Annotated in this window: 15 protein-coding genes; 8 read left to right on the forward strand and 7 right to left on the reverse strand. The window is 68.8% G+C overall.

Features of this window, described 5'->3' with window-relative positions:
- Nucleotides 1-129: 129 nt before the first annotated feature.
- The 3 genes from CRP50_RS25580 (at nt 130) to glpK (ending at nt 4050) form a co-directional block, all read left to right on the forward strand.
- Nucleotides 130-1230, forward strand: coding sequence for a PAS domain-containing protein (locus CRP50_RS25580; RefSeq protein ID WP_176525155.1), 1101 nt, complete (start codon nt 130-132; stop codon nt 1228-1230).
- Nucleotides 1231-1295: 65 nt separating this feature from the next.
- Nucleotides 1296-2546, forward strand: coding sequence for a cation:proton antiporter (locus CRP50_RS13325; protein WP_097279660.1), 1251 nt, complete (start codon nt 1296-1298; stop codon nt 2544-2546).
- 34 nt (nt 2547-2580) lie between these two features.
- On the forward strand, nt 2581-4050 hold the full coding sequence (glpK, locus tag CRP50_RS13330) for a glycerol kinase GlpK (protein WP_097279661.1): 1470 nt from the start codon (nt 2581-2583) through the stop codon (nt 4048-4050).
- On the opposite strand, the gene CRP50_RS13335 is transcribed toward glpK, so the two are convergent.
- A complete protein-coding gene (locus tag CRP50_RS13335; RefSeq protein WP_097279662.1) occupies nt 4037-5398 on the reverse strand; it encodes a P-loop NTPase fold protein in 1362 nt (453 codons plus the stop codon). The two genes, glpK and CRP50_RS13335, sit on opposite strands and share 14 nt — an antisense overlap.
- Before the next feature lie 222 nt (nt 5399-5620).
- On the opposite strand from CRP50_RS13335, the gene CRP50_RS13340 reads away from it, so the two are divergent.
- Both CRP50_RS13340 and CRP50_RS13345 read left to right on the forward strand, forming a co-directional pair.
- Nucleotides 5621-7342: a cation:proton antiporter gene (locus CRP50_RS13340; RefSeq protein ID WP_097279663.1), complete on the forward strand. Its 1722-nt coding sequence runs from the start codon at nt 5621-5623 to the stop codon at nt 7340-7342.
- Nucleotides 7335-8183 carry a universal stress protein gene (locus CRP50_RS13345; protein ID WP_176525156.1) on the forward strand — a complete coding sequence of 283 codons (849 nt, stop codon included), beginning with the start codon at nt 7335-7337 and terminating at the stop codon, nt 8181-8183. The genes CRP50_RS13340 and CRP50_RS13345 overlap by 8 nt, the downstream gene beginning before the upstream one ends.
- Nucleotides 8184-8218: 35 nt before the next feature.
- Here the strand turns inward: CRP50_RS13345 and CRP50_RS13350 are convergent, their stop codons facing one another.
- Nucleotides 8219-9079 (reverse strand): hypothetical protein, encoded by an 861-nt coding sequence (locus CRP50_RS13350; protein ID WP_097279665.1) that lies wholly within the window; start codon nt 9077-9079, stop codon nt 8219-8221.
- A gap of 235 nt (nt 9080-9314) precedes the next feature.
- Here CRP50_RS13350 and guaA point away from each other — a divergent pair, with 235 nt between their 5' ends.
- Together guaA and CRP50_RS13360 are read left to right on the forward strand one after the other, a co-directional pair.
- Complete coding sequence (gene guaA / locus CRP50_RS13355) at nt 9315-10868, forward strand: glutamine-hydrolyzing GMP synthase (RefSeq protein WP_097279666.1); 1554 nt, start codon at nt 9315-9317, stop codon at nt 10866-10868.
- A 49-nt stretch (nt 10869-10917) separates the two neighbouring features.
- A complete protein-coding gene (locus CRP50_RS13360; RefSeq protein WP_097279667.1) occupies nt 10918-12558 on the forward strand; it encodes an ABC-F family ATP-binding cassette domain-containing protein in 1641 nt (546 codons plus the stop codon).
- Nucleotides 12559-12571: 13 nt separating this feature from the next.
- Here CRP50_RS13360 and CRP50_RS13365 read toward each other — a convergent pair whose 3' ends face one another.
- Nucleotides 12572-13366 (reverse strand): chemotaxis protein, encoded by a 795-nt coding sequence (locus tag CRP50_RS13365; RefSeq protein ID WP_097279668.1) that lies wholly within the window; start codon nt 13364-13366, stop codon nt 12572-12574.
- 267 nt (nt 13367-13633) lie between these two features.
- Here CRP50_RS13365 and CRP50_RS13370 point away from each other — a divergent pair, with 267 nt between their 5' ends.
- Nucleotides 13634-14047 carry a hypothetical protein gene (locus tag CRP50_RS13370; RefSeq protein WP_097279669.1) on the forward strand — a complete coding sequence of 138 codons (414 nt, stop codon included), beginning with the start codon at nt 13634-13636 and terminating at the stop codon, nt 14045-14047.
- Between the two features lie 7 nt (nt 14048-14054).
- On the opposite strand, the gene CRP50_RS13375 is transcribed toward CRP50_RS13370, so the two are convergent.
- From CRP50_RS13375 to radA, 4 genes are read right to left on the reverse strand one after another with little or no spacing between them, the layout of a single operon-like run.
- Nucleotides 14055-14789 carry an SDR family NAD(P)-dependent oxidoreductase gene (locus CRP50_RS13375; protein ID WP_097279670.1) on the reverse strand — a complete coding sequence of 245 codons (735 nt, stop codon included), beginning with the start codon at nt 14787-14789 and terminating at the stop codon, nt 14055-14057.
- A 20-nt stretch (nt 14790-14809) separates the two neighbouring features.
- A complete protein-coding gene (purF, locus tag CRP50_RS13380) occupies nt 14810-16303 on the reverse strand; it encodes an amidophosphoribosyltransferase (RefSeq protein WP_097279671.1) in 1494 nt (497 codons plus the stop codon).
- A gap of 47 nt (nt 16304-16350) precedes the next feature.
- A complete protein-coding gene (locus CRP50_RS13385) occupies nt 16351-17208 on the reverse strand; it encodes a CvpA family protein (protein WP_097279672.1) in 858 nt (285 codons plus the stop codon).
- A gap of 36 nt (nt 17209-17244) precedes the next feature.
- Nucleotides 17245-18657 (reverse strand): DNA repair protein RadA, encoded by a 1413-nt coding sequence (radA, locus tag CRP50_RS13390; RefSeq protein ID WP_097279673.1) that lies wholly within the window; start codon nt 18655-18657, stop codon nt 17245-17247.
- Nucleotides 18658-18698 lie beyond the last annotated feature (41 nt).

Below are 18698 nucleotides of genomic sequence, written 5' to 3' on the forward strand. Positions count from 1 at the left end.
CGCGATTAGTTCAAACGTCATATATTTGCACCTATGTCCAGTACTGCCCCTACTTTTATCGCATGCGGACTTACCCTATACGGAGGTGTAGGACTTATCCCAACGGATCACCCCGCAGGAGGCCCCGCCATGACGGAGGCGCCGCTCGTACTCGACCGCCCGGCCGCCGCCGGCGCGGTCGCCGACGTTCTGGACCATCCCTTCGTGCGGGCCGTGCGCGACGCCAGCCAGCCCATGACCCTGGCCGATCCCAACCGGCCGGACTGCCCGCTGGTGTTCGTCAACCAGGCCTTCCTCGACATGACCGGCTATAGCGAGGGCGAGGTGCTCGGCCGCAACTGCCGCTACCTGCAGGGGCCGCTGACCGACCGCGACACCATCGCCCGCATCCGCGCCGCCATCGCGGCGCACGAGCCGCAGTGCGTCGACGTGCTCAACTATCGCAAGGACGGCACGCCGTTCTGGAACCAGCTGGTGCTGAGCCCGCTGTTCGGGGCGGACGGGCGGCTGCTCTACTACTTCGGCTCGCAGCTCGACGTCAGCGACCGCCACCGCACCCACGATGCCCTGGCGCAGGCGCTGGACATGCAGCGGGCGCTGGTGCGCGACATGAACCACCGCATCGCCAACAGCTTCACGCTGGTGCTCGCCATGATGCGCCTGCAGCGCAGCGCCATGGACGACGCCGACGGCCGCGCCCTGCTCGACACCCTGGAAAGCCGCATCCGCGCCACCGCCGAGGTGCACCACGCCCTGCACCGCGGCCAGGGCGACCGCGTGACCATCGCCGCCGACGTGTTCCTGCACCGGCTGGTGGAGGGCGTGCGCGACAGCATGGTCGCCACCGCCGACGGCGCCCTGCTCACCTTCGACCTCGCGCTCGCGCCGGTGCGCCTGCCGGCCGACCAGGCCATCCCCCTCGGCATCGTGGTGACCGAGCTGGTGACCAACGCCGCCAAGCACGCCATGCGCGGCGGCCGGCCACCCCACCTCGCCCTCGCCCTGCTGCCCGCCCGCGACGGCCGGCGGCTGTGCCTGCGGGTGTCCGACGACGGGCCGGGCCCTGCGGCGCCCCTGTCGGCGGGGACGGAGCGCGGCAGCGGCCTCGACATCGTGGCGGCCATGACCCGCCAGTTGAACGCCGCCGTCCTCACCGGTTTCACGGCCGCGGGATCGTGGACGGAGCTGACCTTTCCCCTGCAAGAAGCCCCCCTCCTCTCGGCCTCGTGAGCGGGTGCCGCAGCGGGTGCGTTGACCGGGCAGCAGCCCGCCGACGACCACCACCCGAGGACGGCATGACGGACTTCCACATCGCGATCCTGTGCACCACGAGCGTCGTCCTGGTGCTGGGACTGACGTCGGGCCTGTTCAAGAGCACCCTGCCGCTGTCGGAACCCATGGTCGCCATCGCCGCCGGCATCGCGGTCGGCCCGTGGGGCTTCGGCTGGCTGCGCCTGGAGGCGCTCGGCGACCCGCATACGCTGCTGGAGCAGGTGGCGCGGCTGACCATCGCCGTCGCGGTGGTCACCGCCGCCGTCCGCCTGCCGCGCGGCTACTTCACCACCCGCGCCGCCCTCGGCCCGCTCCTGGCGCTGGGTCCGGGGATGCTGATCATGTGGGGCGTCTCGACCCTGCTCGCGTGGCTGATCCTGGGGGTGCCGGGGTGGACGGCGGCGCTCATCGGCGCCATCGTGACGCCCACCGACCCGGTACTCGCCGGCTCCATCGTCACCGGCCGGCTGGCCGAGAGCAAGCTGCCAGAGGGCGTGCGGTCGCTCGTCACCGGCGAGTCGGGGGCCAACGACGGGCTCGGCTACGCCTTCGTCTGGCTGCCGCTGCTGATGCTCGCCCACCCACCCGGAGAGGCCCTGCGGCTGTGGCTCGTGGAGACCTGGCTGTGGGAGATCCTGGCCGCCGTCGCCGTCGGTCTGGCCGCCGGCTGGATCGCCAGCTGGCTGGCCAACGGCGCCCGCCGGCTCGGCCTGACCGGCGAGACGTCGCTGGTGACCATGACGCTGGCGCTCGCCTTCGTGGCCGTCTCGGCCGTCAAGCTCATGGGGTCGGACGGCATCCTGGCGGCCTTCTGCGCCGGCGCCGTGTTCCGCACCCACACCACCAGTCATACCGACGACGAGAATGAACAGTTCCAGGAAGCCGCCAAGCGCTTCTTCGAGCTGCCGGTCTTCGTGCTGTCCGGCGCTTTCCTGCCGGTGGAGGCCTTCCTGCGCGACGGCTGGATGCTGTTCGGCCTGGCCGCCGCCCTGCTCCTGCTGCGGCGGCCGCCGGGCTACTGGCTGCTGACCCGCGCCATGCCGCAGACGCCGCGCCGCCGCGACCGCGCCTTCGTCAGCTGGTTCGGGCCGGTCGGCATCGCCGCCCTGTTCTACGCCCTGGTCGGCCACAAGGAGGGCGCCGCCGCGATCGTCTGGCACGCGACGGCCGCCACCGTCCTGCTGTCGGCGGTCGTGCACGGCGTCACCGCCACCATCGGCACCCGCGCCTATATGCCCGCGAGGAGGGCGAACCGCCGCGCTGACCCGTGGTAGGCTGGCGGCAAAAGCACAGGGAGGCCGTTCCGCCATGCACATCCTCGCCATCGACCAGGGCACCACGTCGAGCCGCGCCATCGTGTTCGACGAGACCGGCCGCGCCGTCGCCGTGGCCCAGCGCGAGTTCCCGCAGCACTACCCCGCCGCCGGCTGGGTGGAGCACGACCCCGAGGACATCTGGACCTCCACCGTCGCCTGCGTGCGCGAGGTGCTGGAGCGGGCGGGCGACCGGGTGGGCGCCATCGGCCTCACCAACCAGCGCGAGACCACCGTGGTGTGGGATCGCCGCACCGGCAAGCCGCTGCACAACGCCATCGTCTGGCAGGACCGCCGCACCGCCGAGCTGTGCCGGGGCTTGCGCGAGACGGGTGTGGAGGCGGAGGTGACGGCGCGTTCCGGCCTCATCGTCGACCCCTATTTCTCCGCCACCAAGGCCGCCTGGATCCTCGACCACGTGGACGGCGCGCGGCTGCGGGCGCAGCAGGGCGACCTGTGCTTCGGCACCGTCGACAGCTTCCTCATCTGGCGCATGACCGGCGGCCGCGTGCACGCGACGGACGCCACCAACGCCTGCCGCACGGCCCTGTTCAACATCCGCACCCAGGACTGGGACGACGGCCTGTGCGAGGTGTTCCGCGTGCCGCGCGCCATGCTGCCGGAGGTGAAGGACAGTGCCGCCGACTTCGGCACCACCGACCCCGAGGTCTTCGGCACCGCCCTGCCCATCCTCGGCGTCGCCGGCGACCAGCAGGCCGCCGCCATGGGCCAGGCCTGCTTCGAGCCCGGCACCATCAAGAGCACCTACGGCACCGGCTGCTTCGTCATCCTCAACACCGGCGACACGCCGCTGTTCTCGCAGAACCGCCTGCTGACCACCGTGTGCTGGCGCCTGAAGGGGGTGCCGACCTATGCGGTGGAAGGCTCCATCTTCGTCTCCGGCGCCGCCGTGCAGTGGCTGCGCGACAAGCTCGGCCTGGTGCGCAGCGCCGCCGAGACCGAGGCGCTCGCCGCCAGCCTGCCCGACAACCGCGGCGTCTATCTGGTGCCCGCCTTCACCGGCCTGGGTGCGCCGCACTGGGTGCCGGAGGCGCGCGGGGCGCTGTCGGGCCTCACCCGCGACACCGGCCGGGCGGAGATCGTGCGGGCGACTCTGGAGGCGGTCGCCTACCAGACCCGCGACCTGTTCGAGGCCATGGCGCAGGACGGCATGCGGCCGCAGACCCTGCGAGTGGACGGCGGCATGGCGGTGAACGGCTGGCTGATGCAGTTCCTCGCCGACACCCTCGACGTCCCCGTCGACCGGCCGGCGGTCACCGAGACGACGGCCCTCGGCGCCGCCTTCCTGGCGGGCCTGCAGGCGGGCGTCTTCGCCGACCTCGCCGACGTCGCCCGCCGCTGGCGCCTGGACGCCCGCTTCACCCCCGCCATGGCCGCCGACACCCGCCGCCGAAACCTGGAGGGCTGGGACAAGGCGGTGGGGCGGGTGGCTAGTTCCCGATAGAGGAAAGGCCGTCCAATTGGCTTGCCGCCCAACGAAACGGACCTGAGACGTCGCTGCGGCGACCTAGCTCTTGCACAATCAAGTCAACCTCACGATTGTCCGCGCTACCACTCGGGCACCAAAGAGCACGAATTAGGTTCTCGTAATATTTTGCGTAATAACTAATTTCTCCATTTCTCGATGCCCACCGCCTTACGGACAAAAATTCTAGCAAGTCTTCTGAAGAAGCAGAACCAGATTGGATCTTCCGGAAAAAATCAGAATCCTCATGCCGGATTATTGCACAGATAACAACTATATCCTGGTAAACATCGCGACCTATATTGCCGAGTCCGGCCAAAGCGATGCTGGCCACTACCCTTTCAAGAGATCTAAAAGACATTTTCCTGAGGTGCGCAACATTGCTTAATATTTCTGATAATTTTGCGTGATCCGTTGGAACAGAAACGACCATCTTCGCCATCAAAAAGCTCACGTATTTTCTTACCTCATCATGACGATATTCGTGCATTCTAGCCGGTAAGCGCGCCACGAGGTGATAGAACTTCTCCAAGTAGCGCTTGGCGTCAACGTTCCCATTGGCGAGCCGAACCGACGCTTCCATCTGCGAAATCTGCATAGCCAGAATGAAGACAACGCCCTCGACGTCGAAGTAATGCTTAATAGATTCGATCACTTCCAGGGCAAAGGAAGGGCGACATCTGTCAAGCTCGTCAATTACAATAACCAGCTTCGCATCGTCACGAGCTTGGGATACAGACTTGGCGTACGCGGTAAAGCTACTCCTGAATGCCGCCACCGCCTTCTTTCTGGCCCGGTATGCCTCAAGTATGTCGACATGGCCGTCTGGGACTTCACTCAGCACCTCCGTAGTCGCAGATTTCAGCCTATCGGAAATGCCCGAGAAGGCTTCTAGATCCACCAACCCCGCGGTTGCCAAACGCAACCCGGCACGGGCTACCGAAGGCCCGAGAAGCGCCGCTATGTTGATGAGCTTGTGCCGGAGTCGCCCTTCCTCCACCTGAGCACCGGAAGCCTCGGCCATCTCTTCAAGGGCATCCAGGACCTCCGCGGTGATCGCGAGAAGGGCGCTATCTGTATGATCTATGGAGAATGCGTCGATGTACACGCATGGGATGCTCTCCTTCCTGAGAAGGCCCATCCACATCTTGATGAAGGTCGTCTTTCCACTTCCCCAATCCCCGTCGAGGATGACGGTGGCCGACCCTTCAACCGCTTTTACAAAGGACGCAAGCTTCGCTCCGTACTCTGCGCGGCCGAAAAGATCTTTCTCTCGCACGAATCCTTCATCATCGGCGATGTTGAGCGGTTGCGGATATAGACGCATCTTGGTCCCCTGATGGGCGAATCGAAAAGGGGCACATACTATAGGATCTCCACTGGGTGAATGCCATCTGAGGACGCAACTCTCATGTCCACTGGTTTTCTCTCGCAGCGCCGGAATGCCCGATCATCCGCACGGCGGCTATGGTAAAACCCGTGCAGGCACTTACTTGAACCAACCCGGGCGCGGAGAGGGAGCGCGCGGCGTGAGGAGGGGGACGCGGCCGTGGAGACGGTGTTTCAGGAATTGTCGGTCGTGCTGCTGTTCGCCACGGCGGTCGGCGGCATCGGGTTGTTGCTCAAGCAGCCGCTCATCGTGTCGTTCATCGCCGCCGGCATCCTGGCCGGGCCGTCGGCGCTGGGGCTGGTGACGGCGGATGCGCATGTGGAGGTGCTGGCGCAGTTCGGCATCGCCATCCTGTTGTTCATCGTCGGCCTGAAGCTCGACGTCCACCTGATCCGCACCATGGGCGCCGTGGCGCTGACCACCGGCCTCGGGCAGGTTATCTTCACCTCCGTCTTCGGCTACTTCATCTGCCTAACCCTCGGGCTGACGCCGCTGGCGAGCCTCTATGTCGCCGTCGCCATCACGTTCTCGTCCACCATCATCATCGTCAAGCTGCTGTCCGACAAAGGCGAGATCGACGCCCTGCACGGCCGCGTGGCGCTCGGTTTCCTCATCGTGCAGGACATCGTCGTGGTGCTGGTGATGGTGGTGGTTTCCGCCCTCGGCGCCGGCACGGCGGAGGCCGGGGCGGGCGGCATCGCGCTGGCCATCGGCGCCGTGGTGCTGAAGGGCGCGGCCATGATCGCCGCCGTCGCGCTGTTCATCCGCTACGCCGCCCAGCCGCTGCTCGACCGCGTCGCCACCTCGCAGGAGCTGATGGTGCTGCTGGCGGTCGGGCTGTCGGTCGCCTTCGCCTCGGGCGCCCAGATGCTCGGCTTCAGCATGGAGCTGGGGGCCTTCCTGGCGGGCGTGGCGCTCGCCTCCACCAGCTACCGCGAGGTGGTGGCGTCGCGGCTGAACGCCCTGCGCGACTTCATGCTGCTGTTCTTCTTCATCTCGCTCGGCTCCCACATGGACCTGAGCACGGTGCAGAGCCAGATCGGGCCGGCCATCGTGCTGTCGCTCTTCGTGCTGATCGGCAACCCGCTCATCGTGCTGGCGATCATGGGGATCATGGGCTACCGCAAGCGCACCGGCTTCCTGGCCGGGCTGACGGTGGCCCAGATCAGCGAGTTCTCGCTCATCTTCATGGCCATGGGGCTGACGCTCGGCCACGTGGCGGTGGAGGATGTGGGGCTGGTGACGCTGGTGGGCGTGGTGACCATCGGCCTGTCGACCTACATGATCCTCTACTCGCACCAGATCTATCCGCGCCTGGAGTGGATGCTCGGCCTGTTCGAGCGCCGTGTGCCCCACCGCGAGATCGGCGCCGAGGACGCCGCCGCCCCCGGCCGCGCCGACGTCATCCTGTTCGGACTCGGCCGCTACGGCACCAACATCGCCCGCGAGCTGCGCCAGCGCGGCCTGTCGGTGCTCGGCGTCGACTTCGACCCCGAAGCCGTGCGCCTGTGGCGCCAGCAGGGCCATGCGGCGCTGTATGGCGACGCCTCCGACCCCGACTTCCCGGCCAGCCTGTCGTTGCGCGAGGACCAGTGGGTGATCACCGCCGTGCCCGCCCAACGCGGCGGCACGGTGGGGGCCGATCCCGCCGAGATCCTGGTGCGCGGCCTGCGCGACGGCGGCTTCCGCGGCCGCATCGCCGTCACCGCCCACCGCGCCCACGACGTGACGCCGCTGCGCAAGGCCGGCGCCGACGTAGTGCTGCTGCCCTTCGCCGACGCCGCCCACAAGGCGGTGGAAATCATCACCAGCCACGACTCCGGCGCCGCGCCCGCGGTGCATGCCGACCCCGACGACCTGCGAGTTGCCCGCCATGCATGACACCCTGCCCGCCGCCATCCTGGTCGCCACCGACATGTCGCCGCGCGGCGACCGGGCACTGGCCCGCGCCGTCGACCTCGCCGCCGCCTTCGGGGCGCGGCTCGCCGTTCTTCATGTGGTGGACGAGGATCTGCCGGCCTCCCTGCGCGCCGCCCTGATCCCGCAGGCGGAGCGGCTGCTGGCCGAACAGGTGGCCGCCCTGCCCGCCGCCGCCGAGGTCGCCTGGACGGTGACGGTGATGGCCGGCGTCGACGTCGCCGCCATCGTCGAGCAGGCGGAACAGCGCGGCGCCGGCCTGGTGGTGCTGGGCATGCACCGCGAGCATCCGTTCCGCGGCATCGTCTTCGGCACCACGGCGGAACGGGTGATGCGCAGCGGCCATTGCCCGGTGCTGGTCGCCAAGGGCGCCTATCGCGGCCCTTATCGCCACATCCTGGCGGCGGTGGACGACTCGCGGGCGGCCGGGCGGGCGCTGGCGGCCGCCGCGCGCTGCTGGCCGCAGGCCACCGTGCAGGCGGTGCATGTGGACGACGTGCCGGCGCCGCTCGACGGCCTCGCAGGCACGGCTTTCGCCGCCGAGCCGCGACCGGCCTGGCCGGCGCACCTCGCACCGGCGCTGGCGGACGTGGAAGCGGCGACCGGCCGGCGTCCCGCCCTGCTGGTGCAGCCGGGCGACGACGTGGCGGACGCCCTGCGCGCCCTCGCCGACCGCTTCGCCGCCGATCTGGTGGCGGTGGGCAGTGCCGCCGGCAACCGGCCCATGCGGGCGCTGCTCGGCGGCACGGCCGAGCGTATCCTCGACCTCGCCCCCTGCGACGTGCTGGTGGTGCCGCCGGGCTGACGGCGGTCCGTCGGCCCGGCGGGTGGTCTGCGGCCTCAGCCGATGACCTTCAGGACGTCCAGGAGGTGTCCCTTGAACTTCTTGATCTCGGGCACCTGCTTGGCGAGGAAGTTGGCGTGCATCTGCAGGGCCTCGTCCTCCGTCTGACCGCGCTTCTGCATCTGGTCCTGGAGCATTTCCTCCCACTTGTTGGGAGCATGGTTGGCGCCGTATTCGCGCACCGGCGGGAAATAGGTGTCCATGGCCTTGCCCTTGAACACCGGATCGCGGATCTCGGGGAAGTCCTTCAGGATCTGGTCCCAGTTCTTGCACTGGGTGCAGTAGCCGCGGGCGCCGCCGTCGCCTGTCGCCAGCTTGAGCAGGTTCTGCTTGGTCGGACTGCTCTTGAAGGTGGCGATGTCGCTGAGGAACAGGTCCACCTTCTGCACGCCCTTGCTCAGAATCGGCTTGAGGGCGGAGCGAACGGTGTTTTCGATTTTCTTGCGCTCGGTCGCGTACTCGGCCTCGGCGAGCTGCTCGAACGCCAGGGCCTGCTTGCCGTAGTCGTCGGCCGCATCGGCGATGGCCTTGCAGGCTTGCGCCGCGGATTTCGGGATCAGCTTGTCCTTGCTGAACTTGGCCGCCCAGGAATTGGCGAGGCTCGCCACGTCCTTGCAGGCGCGGGCGATGTTCTTCACACTGCCGTATGACTTCTTCGCGATGTCGCGGGCACCGTCGATGGAAGCCAGCGCACCATGCTTGGTGAAATCGAATTCCCCCCAGGCAATGGTACCGTGATACTTCTCCAGATTCTTCAGAAGATCACCGATACCGGTCGATTTCGTTTTCGCGATGAGCGGCTTCTTCTTGTCCCAGTCCTTCTTCGTAAGAACTACGGGATAATCGATCTTGGCCATGAGTCTAACCCCAATCTTGCGTCGCCCCACGTTGGGCGACTCCCCGCCTCAAGAATACGCCGGATGGTAGAGTGCGCAACGGCAAAACTCCATCGACCGGCGACCTTTCCGACCCGTCGCGGTCCGGCCGAACCTGTGGAAAATGGGGGTGGGCGGCGGGGCGCGTCTGGAGTATGGTCCGCCCCAAACTCACCCCAGCAGCCCCCGGACTGCCTTTAGTCGGACACGGACGCCCATGACCGATCGCATCCTCATCATCGACTTCGGCTCGCAGGTCACGCAGCTCATCGCCCGCCGGGTCCGCGAGACCGGCGTCTACTGCGAGATCCACCCCTTCAACAAGGTGACGGTGGAGAGCATCCGCGAGTTCGACCCGCGGGGCGTGATCCTCTCGGGCGGCCCGGCCTCGGTGACGCTGGACGTCAGCCCGCGGGCGCCGCAGGGCCTGTTCGAGATGGGCCTGCCGGTCCTCGGCATCTGCTACGGCCAGCAGACCATGGTGGCGCAGCTGGGCGGCAAGGTCGAAACCAGCGACATGAAGGAATTCGGCCGCGCCTTCCTCGACGTGAAGAAGGACTGCAGCCTGTTCGAAGGCGTCTGGCAGCCCGGCGCCCGCGAACAGGTGTGGATGAGCCACGGCGACCGCGTCGCCAGCCTGCCCGAAGGCTTCGAGGTCTACGCGACGTCGGACAACGCCCCCTTCGCCTTCATCGCCGACGAGGCGCGCCGCTTCTACGGCGTGCAGTTCCACCCGGAAGTGGTGCACACGCCGCACGGCCACCAGCTCATCCAGGCCTTCACCCATCAGGTGTGCGGCTGCTCCGGCGACTGGACCATGGCCGCCTTCCGCGACCAGGCCATCGAGGCGATCCGCAAGCAGGTGGGCAGCGGCCGGGTGATTTGCGGCCTGTCGGGCGGCGTCGACAGCTCGGTCGCCGCGGCGCTCATCCACGAGGCCATCGGCGACCAGCTGGTCTGCGTCTTCGTCGACCACGGCCTGCTGCGCGCCGGCGAGGCCGATCAGGTGGTGAAGGTGTTCCGCGACCGCTTCAACATCAACCTGGTGCACTCCGACGCCTCCGACCTGTTCCTCGGCAAGCTGGCCGGCAAGACCGACCCCGAGGAAAAGCGCAAGATCATCGGCGCCACCTTCATCGACGTGTTCGAGGCGGAAGCCAAGAAGGTCGGCGGTGCCGACTTCCTGGCCCAGGGCACGCTCTACCCCGACGTGATCGAGAGTGTCAGCTTCGCCGGCGGCCCCTCGGTCACCATCAAGAGCCACCACAACGTCGGCGGCCTGCCTGAGCGCATGAACATGAAGCTCGTCGAGCCGCTGCGCGAGCTGTTCAAGGACGAAGTCCGGGCGCTCGGCCGCGAGCTGGGCCTGCCCGACGAAATGGTCGGCCGCCACCCCTTCCCCGGCCCCGGCCTCGCCATCCGCATTCCGGGCCAGGAGATCACCCGCGAGAAGCTGGACATCCTGCGCAAGGCCGACACCATCTATCTCGAAGAGATCCGCAACGCCGGCCTCTACGACGCCATCTGGCAGGCTTTCGCCGTGCTGCTGCCGGTGAAGACGGTCGGCGTCATGGGCGACGACCGCACCTATGACTATGCGCTGGCCCTGCGCGCGGTGACCTCCACCGACGGCATGACGGCCGACTACTACCCCTTCGACCACGGCTTCCTCGGCCGCACCGCCAACCGCATCATCAACGAGGTGCGCGGCGTCAACCGGGTGGTCTACGACGTCACCAGCAAGCCCCCCGGCACCATCGAGTGGGAGTGACGGGAGCCACACCGGCTCCCCTTCCCTTCCTTCTTCCCCTACGGACTCCATGATTCGTCTCGACAACATCAGCAAGCAGAACGGCCATCAGGTTCTGTTCATCGACGCGTCGATGGGCATCCAGAAGGGGGAGAAGGTGGGACTGGTCGGGCCGAACGGCGCCGGCAAGACCACCCTGTTCCGCATGATCGCAGGCCAGGAAGCGCCCGACGACGGGCTGGTCACCATCGACCCCGGCATGACCATCGGCTACTTCAGCCAGGACGTCGGCGAGATGTCGGGCCAGAGCGCCGTCGCGGCGGTGATGGACGGCGTCGGCCCGGTGAGCGCGCTGGCGACCGAGATGGCGCAGCTCGAGGCGGCCATGGTCGACCCCGACCAGGCCGACGCCATGGACGAGATCATCGAGCGCTACGGCGAGGTGCAGTCGCGCTTCGAGGAACTGGACGGCTATGCCCTGGACGCGCGGGCGCGCGAGGTTCTGGCCGGCCTCAGCTTCAGCCAGGAGCGCATGGACGCCGACGTCGGCCTGCTGTCCGGCGGCTGGAAGATGCGCGTGGCGCTCGCCCGCATCCTGCTCATGCGCCCCGACGGCATGCTGCTGGACGAGCCGAGCAACCACCTGGACCTGGAAAGCCTGATCTGGCTCGAGTCCTTCCTGAAGGACTACGACGGCGCCCTGCTGATGACCTCGCACGACCGCGAGTTCATGAACCGCATCATCGGCAAGGTGGTGGAGATCGACGGCGGCACGCTGATCACCTACTCGGGCGACTACGACTTCTACGAGAAGCAGCGTGCCCTGGGCGAGGCCCAGCGCCAGGCGCAGTACGAGCGCCAGCAGGCCATGCTCGCCAAGGAAGTGAAGTTCATCGAGCGGTTCAAGGCCCGCGCCTCCCACGCCGCCCAGGTGCAGAGCCGCGTGAAGAAGCTCGACAAGATCGAGCGGGTGGAGCCGCCGCGCCGCCGCCAGGCCGTGCAGTTCGAGTTCCGCTCCCCGCCCCGCTCGGGCGAGGACGTGGCGACCTTCAAGGACGTCCACAAGGGCTACGGCAGCCGGTCGATCTACGCCGGGCTGGACTTCCGCGTCCGCCGCAAGGAACGCTGGTGCGTGCTGGGGGCCAACGGCGCCGGTAAGTCGACGCTGCTGAAGCTGGTGGCGGGCAGCGAGACGCCCGACCAGGGCTCGGTCACCATCGGCAGCGCCGTGCGCATGGGCTATTTCGCGCAGCACTCCATGGACCTGCTGGACGGCGACGAGACCATCTTCGAGTCGCTCGACGGCTCGTTCCCGCAGGCCGGCCAGGGCGCCCTGCGCACGCTGGCGGGCTGCTTCGGCTTCTCGGGCGACGATGTGGAAAAGCCCTGCCGGGTGCTGTCGGGCGGCGAGAAGGCGCGGCTGGTCATGGCCAAGATGCTGTTCGACCCGCCCAACTTCCTGGTGCTGGACGAACCGACCAACCACCTGGACATGGCCACCAAGGAAATGCTGGTCGCCGCCCTGGCGGATTTCGAGGGCACCATGCTGTTCGTCTCGCACGACCGCCACTTCCTGGCGGCGCTGTCCAACCGCGTGCTGGAACTGACGGCCGACGGCGTCCACCAGTTCGGCGGCGGCTACACGGAATACGTGGAGAGCACGGGGCAGGAAGCGCCCGGCCTGCATCCAGGCGGCGCCGTGGGGGGCTGATCGCCCCCCTCCCTCAGAACTTCATCATGTTGTCGATGTCGTCCTGCGACATGCCCATGCCCTCGTGCTGGGGGCCGTGGAGGAGGTGTTTGTCCTCGCGCGTGTCGCCGGGGCGGTTGCGGATGATCTCCGACCGCGCGCGGCCTTCCTCGATCTCCCACAGTTCCACCAGGCGGCGCAGCTCGGCGTCCAGGTGCAGCAGGGTGTGCATGGAGGCGGCGATGCGCTGCCCGGTGATGTCCTGGAAGCCGCAGGCGGTCATCAGGTCGATGACGTGCGAGCCGAGCGCCTGGTAGAGCTCGACACCCAGCCGGTCGGCGTTCTCGTCCAGCGCCAGCTGGATGGCCTCGGCGGTTTCGAGGATCTGGTTGGTGGCCGTCTCCGTCGCGTTGATGACGGCGTTCAGCTCGGTGGTGGTGGTGGTGATCTGGTCCTGCTCGCCGGCGGCGGGGGCGAGGCCGGCGACGTAGTCGCGCGTCAGGTCCAGGCGCTCCACCAGCTCGGCGAGGCTGAGGCGGATGAGGTCGAAGTTGTCGGCCATGAGCAGGCGGGCGTGGTCGTCGTCCACCACCGGCTCGGCGTCGGGCTGCGGCTCGGGCGGGGCCGGCGGCGGCGGTTCGGGCGCCGGAGCGGGGGCCGCGGCGGCGACCGCGCCGGCCGGGATCAGGGCGCCGCTTTCCACCAGACGCGCGATCTCCTCGCGCACCGCTTCCTGCACCGATTGCTTCACGATGCCGCGCAGCTCGCCGGCCATGGCGAGCATGGCTGCCGACAGGTTCGCGATCTGCTGGTCGGTGGTCGACGCCATGGCAGCCTTCCGAGTGGGTTATACCCCTGTTTACACGTCTGGCCCAATGTCGCAAAGAGCAACGACTGGCGGTGCCCGTTGCGATTGTACGTAAACGCGGCAATTCAGCGGACTTGTAGAAGCGACGCGACCCGGCGCCGCACGCCGCATACTTGCCTCCAACACTTTGGATTGAGTGTATTCTCCTTTTGATACGGCGCAAACCGTGGTTTCCGCTGCGAACATCAGGGTAGAATGCGCCGAGATCAAAAGGGGGGGAGCATTGAAATGACCCGCGCGGCACGCCAGACCGAAAGCAGGGACATGCTGTCGCAAGAGGCCGCCATGCCGGTGGAAGGATTCTGGATCGTCCGCGTCGAGCAGGACGCCGCCGGCGATGCCACCGGCGCGACGCTGACGCTCGACCGCGGCCACCTGACCGGCGGCGACGACACCTACTACTACCTCGGCACCTATCGCCAGGAACCCGACGACACCCTGGCGCTCGACATCGACGCCACCCGCTACGCCGGCGACCCGCCGCCGGCCCTGGACGACCTGCAGGACATGGTGTTCCTGCGGCTCACCCTGCGCCCGCGCGGCGGCTCCGCCGACCTGTGGGAGGGCGAGGTGGTCGACCGCGTCACCGAGGACGCCGAGCCGGTGCGCGCCGTCGCCCGCCGCGTCGCCGCCTGGCGGTGAGGCCGGATCAGCCGGCCGCCACGTCTTCGCCCAGGGTGACGATGCGGCCGGTGAAGTCGACCTCGGGCACCAGCAGGTCGACGAAGGCGCCGGTGACCGTTTCGGGCAGCGGCACCGTTTCCGGGTTCTCGCCGGGGAAGGCGGAGGTGCGCAGGCGGGTGCGCACGCGCACCGGGTCGATCAGGTTGACCCGCACCTTGGACACCTTCTCGATTTCGTGCGCCCAGGTCTTCACCATCACTTCGAGCGCCGCCTTGGAGGCCGCATAGGGACCCCAGTAGGGATGCCCGTCGCGGCGCGCCACGCCGTCGGTGACGAACACCGCCCGGCCGGCATCGGACGCGCGCAGCAGCGGGTCCATGCTGCGGATCAGGCGCCAGTTGGCGGTGACGTTGGTGGCCATGCACTCGTCGAACTGCTTGATGCCGACGTGGCCGATGGGGGCCAGCATGCCGAGCGTGCCGGCATTGCCCACCAGCACATCGAGCCGCCCGAAGCGCTGGTAGAGGGCGGCGCCCACCTGGTCGATCTTGTCGCCCTGGCGCAGGTCCTCGGCCACCAGCACGGCGTTGCGGCCGGTGCGGGCCTTGATCTCGTCGTCCAGTTCCTCCAGCGCCCCTTGCGTACGGGCGACGGCGACCACGGTCGCGCCTTCCTCGGCGAGGCGCAGGGCCACGGCGCGGCCGATGCCGCGCGACGCGCCGGTGACGAGGGCGATGCGGTCCTTCAAGCGTTCGGTCATGGGTCTTCCTGGCTACTCGATCAGGCGAGCTTCTCGCGGAGCAGGCTAAGCTGCTGCGAGGTGCACTCGGTGTCATTGCGATCCGTCAGCGGCAGGAAGTAGTCGCCGGTGAAGCAGGCGTCGCAGAAGGTGGGGTTGCCGAGCTCGCGGCCCACCTGCCCGACGGCGCGGTAGAGGCCGTCGATGGAGATGAAGGCGAGGCTGTCGACGCCGAGCAGCTTCTCCATCTCCGCCAGATTGTGCTGGGCGGCCAGCAGGTTGTCGCGGTCGGGCGTGTCGATGCCGAAGAAGCAGGGGTGCGTGGTCGGTGGCGAGCTGATGCGCATGTGCACTTCCGTCGCGCCGGCCTGACGGACCATCTGCACGATCTTCTTCGACGTCGTGCCGCGCACGATGCTGTCGTCCACCAGCACGACGCGCTTGCCTTCCAGGAAGGCGCGGTTGGCGTTGTGCTTGCGCTTGACGCCCAGGTCGCGGGTGCGCTGGGTCGGCTGGATGAAGGTGCGGCCGACGTAGTGGTTGCGGATGATGCCGAACTCGAAGGGCACCCCCGATTCCGCCGCGAAGCCGAGCGCCGCCGGCACGCCGCTGTCGGGCACCGGCACGATCACGTCGGCCGGCACGGCGCTCTCGCGCGCCAGTTCCTCGCCGATGCGCTTGCGCACGTGATAGACGCTGGTGCCCTCCACCACCGAATCGGGGCGGGCGAAGTAGATGTATTCGAAGATGCAGAAGCGGCTCTGCACCGGCACGAAGGGCTTCACGCTGCGCACGCCGTCGCGGTCGATGACCACCAGCTCGCCCGGTTCCACGTCGCGCACGTACTCGGCGCCCATGATGTCGAGCGCGCAGCTTTCCGACGCCAGGATGTGGGCGCCGTCCAGATGGCCGAGCACCAGCGGGCGGATGCCGTACGGGTCGCGGATGCCGTACATGGTGTTCGTCGTCATGGCGATCAGCGAGTAGGCGCCTTCCACCTTGCGCAGGGCGTCGACCAGCCGGTCCTCCACCGCCAGGTAGTCGGAGCGGGCGACCAGCTGCAGCACCACTTCCGTGTCGGATGTCGAGGAGAAGATGCAGCCCTTCTGCACCAGCTGGCGGCGCAGGGTGACGGCGTTGGTCAGGTTGCCGTTGTGGCACAGGCCGAGGCCGCCGAAGGCGAGGTCGGCGTAGAACGGCTGCACGTTGCGCAGCGCCTTGTCACCCGACGTGGAATAGCGGTTGTGGCCGATGGCCATGGGGCCGGCGAGGCGGTTCATCACCTCTTCCGACTTGAAGTTCTCCGACACGTGGCCGAGACCGCGATGGCTGTGGAACGAGAAGCCGTCGCACGACACCACGCCCGCCGCCTCCTGCCCGCGGTGCTGCAGGGCGTGCAGCCCGAGCACCGCGTGGCTCGCCGCGTCCGGGTCGCCGAAAATGCCGACGACGCCGCATTCCTCCTTCGGCTTGTCGTCGTCGTCCTCGTCGCGGAGATGGGCCGGGGCGAGGTCGAAGGGGTTGGTGGTCAGCATCGAACGCCGAAGCTCCTGCACAGGCGATGCGTCGGGACGGACGCGGGTCACTGGGTCGTTTCGAACAGACGGTCGAGCGTCTGGCGCTCGTCGTCGGCATAGCCCACCGGCGGCTTGGCCGGCGCGGCGGGGGCCGGGGCCGCCTGCTTGGCGGCGGGCGGCGGCACCGGCACGGGCACCGCCGCCGGAGCGGGGGCCGGCGCCGGGGCGGGCGCGGCCTGCACCACCGGCTGCGGCTGCGGCGCGGGGGCCGGAGCGGGCGCGGGCGCGGGGGCCGGGGTCACTGCCGCGGGCACCGGGGCCGGCGCGGGGTCCGGCTGGCGCACCTGCGGCTGGGTCAGGTTGTCGAAGGTGCGCTTCAGCTCGATGGCTTCCTCGGCGGTGCGCTTGCCCTGGTCGGCGGTATCGGCGATGCCGAGTTCGGCCGGCACGGCGGAGCGGATCATGGCCGCCGACTGCTCGATGAGCGGCAGGCCGCGGGCGTTGCGGATCCAGTCCGGCTGGTCGGCCGGCGGGATCAGCCACGCCAGCACGATATAGGCCAGTCCGACCAGGAACGCACCCCGCGCCAGCCCGAACAGCACGCCGAGGGAGCGGTCGAGCGACCCGAGCGAGCTGTCCTGCACCCGCTTGGCGATGCTGCGGGTGATGATGGACAGGATCAGCAGCGTGACCAGGAAGATGGCGACGGCGGCGGTCGCGTCGGCGGCCCAGGACACGGGGATCAGCTCGCGCACCTTGGCCTGGATCACGGGCAGGCCGTAGAGGGCGGCGAAACCGGCGCCGACCCAGGCGGCGATGCCCAGCGTCTCGTGAACGAAGCCGCGGAAGAAGGCGAGCACCGCCGACAGGAGCAGCACCACGAGGACGATGAGGTCCAGCACGTTCAACGGCAGTCCGTCCATAGGATCCCCGGGGCCCGCAGGCCGATCAGTAAACTCTCACCCGTCGCGCTTCGGCAGCGGCGGGAACATGGCCACCAGATCCTGCAGGTGACCCAGTTCGCGCACCTGCAGGCCTTCGATCGCCGGCGGCGGCCGGCCCTTGTCGCGTCCGCCGGCCGCCGGCTTGGGCGGGCGGCGCGGCACCAGCGCCTCGGCGAAGCCCAGCTTGGCGGCTTCCTTGAGGCGGACATCCGCCTGCGCCACGGCGCGCACCTCGCCCGACAGGCCGATCTCGCCGAACACCGCCATGTCGGCGGCCACCGGCTGATTGGTCGCCGAGGAGATCAGCGCCGCCGCCACCGCCAGGTCGGCCGCGGGCTCGGCGACCCGCAGGCCACCGGCGACGTTCAAATACACGTCGTTGCCGCCGAGGGCAAGGCCGCACCGGGCCTCCAGCACCGCCAGCACCATGGCGAGGCGACCCGAATCCCACCCCACCACGGCGCGGCGCGGCGTCGAGAAGCCCGACGGCGCCACCAGCGCCTGGATCTCCACCAGCACGGGGCGCGAGCCTTCCAGCCCGGCGAAAACGCAGGAGCCCGAGACGTTGCCGCGCCGCTCGGCCAGGAAGAGGGCGGAAGGGTTGAGCACCTCTGCGAGGCCGCGGTCGGTCATCTCGAAGACGCCGATCTCGTCGGTCGCGCCGAAGCGGTTCTTCACGGCGCGCAGGATGCGGAACTGGTGGCCGCGCTCGCCCTCGAAATAGAGCACCGTGTCGACCATGTGCTCCATGACGCGCGGGCCGGCGATGGTGCCTTCCTTGGTGACGTGGCCGACCAGGAACAGGGCGAAGCCCTTGCGCTTGGCCAGGCGGATCAGCTCGTGGCTGCAGGCCCGCACCTGGGCGACGGTGCCCGGCGCGCTGTCGAGCGTATCCAGGAACATGGTCTGGATGGAATCGATGACCGCTACCTCGGGCGGGTCGGCCTCGAGCGTCGCCACGATGTCGCGCACCGAGGTCGCCGCCGCCAGCTCCACCGGCGCGTCGTCGAGGCCGAGGCGGGCGGCGCGCAGGCGCACCTGGTCCACCGCCTCTTCGCCCGAGATGTAGGCGCAGCGCATGGAGCGGGCGAGCGCCGCGGTCGCCTGCAACAGCAGGGTGGACTTGCCGATGCCGGGGTCGCCGCCGACCAGCAGGGCGGAGCCGGGCACCAGGCCGCCGCCGCACACGCGGTCCAGTTCGCCGATGTTGGTGCGCCGGCGCGGCGGGGCGGCGGTCTCGCCGCGCAAGGGGACGAAGTCGAGCTTGCGGCCGCCGCGGCCACCGGTGGCGCCCTTGGGCAGCGCCTCGGGCGCCGCTTCCTCGACGATGGTGTTCCACTCGCCGCAGCCGTCGCACCGCCCCGCCCACTTGGCGAAGACGGAGCCGCACGACTGGCAGACGAAACGGGAGGCGGCGGCTTTGGCCATGGCTGCGCGTGGTCGGGTCCCGGGGGCGGAAAAGGCCGCCA

Origin of the sequence: Caenispirillum bisanense (assembly GCF_900230255.1) — a bacterium.
In the GTDB taxonomy this organism is placed as follows: domain Bacteria; phylum Pseudomonadota; class Alphaproteobacteria; order Rhodospirillales; family Rhodospirillaceae; genus Caenispirillum; species Caenispirillum bisanense_A.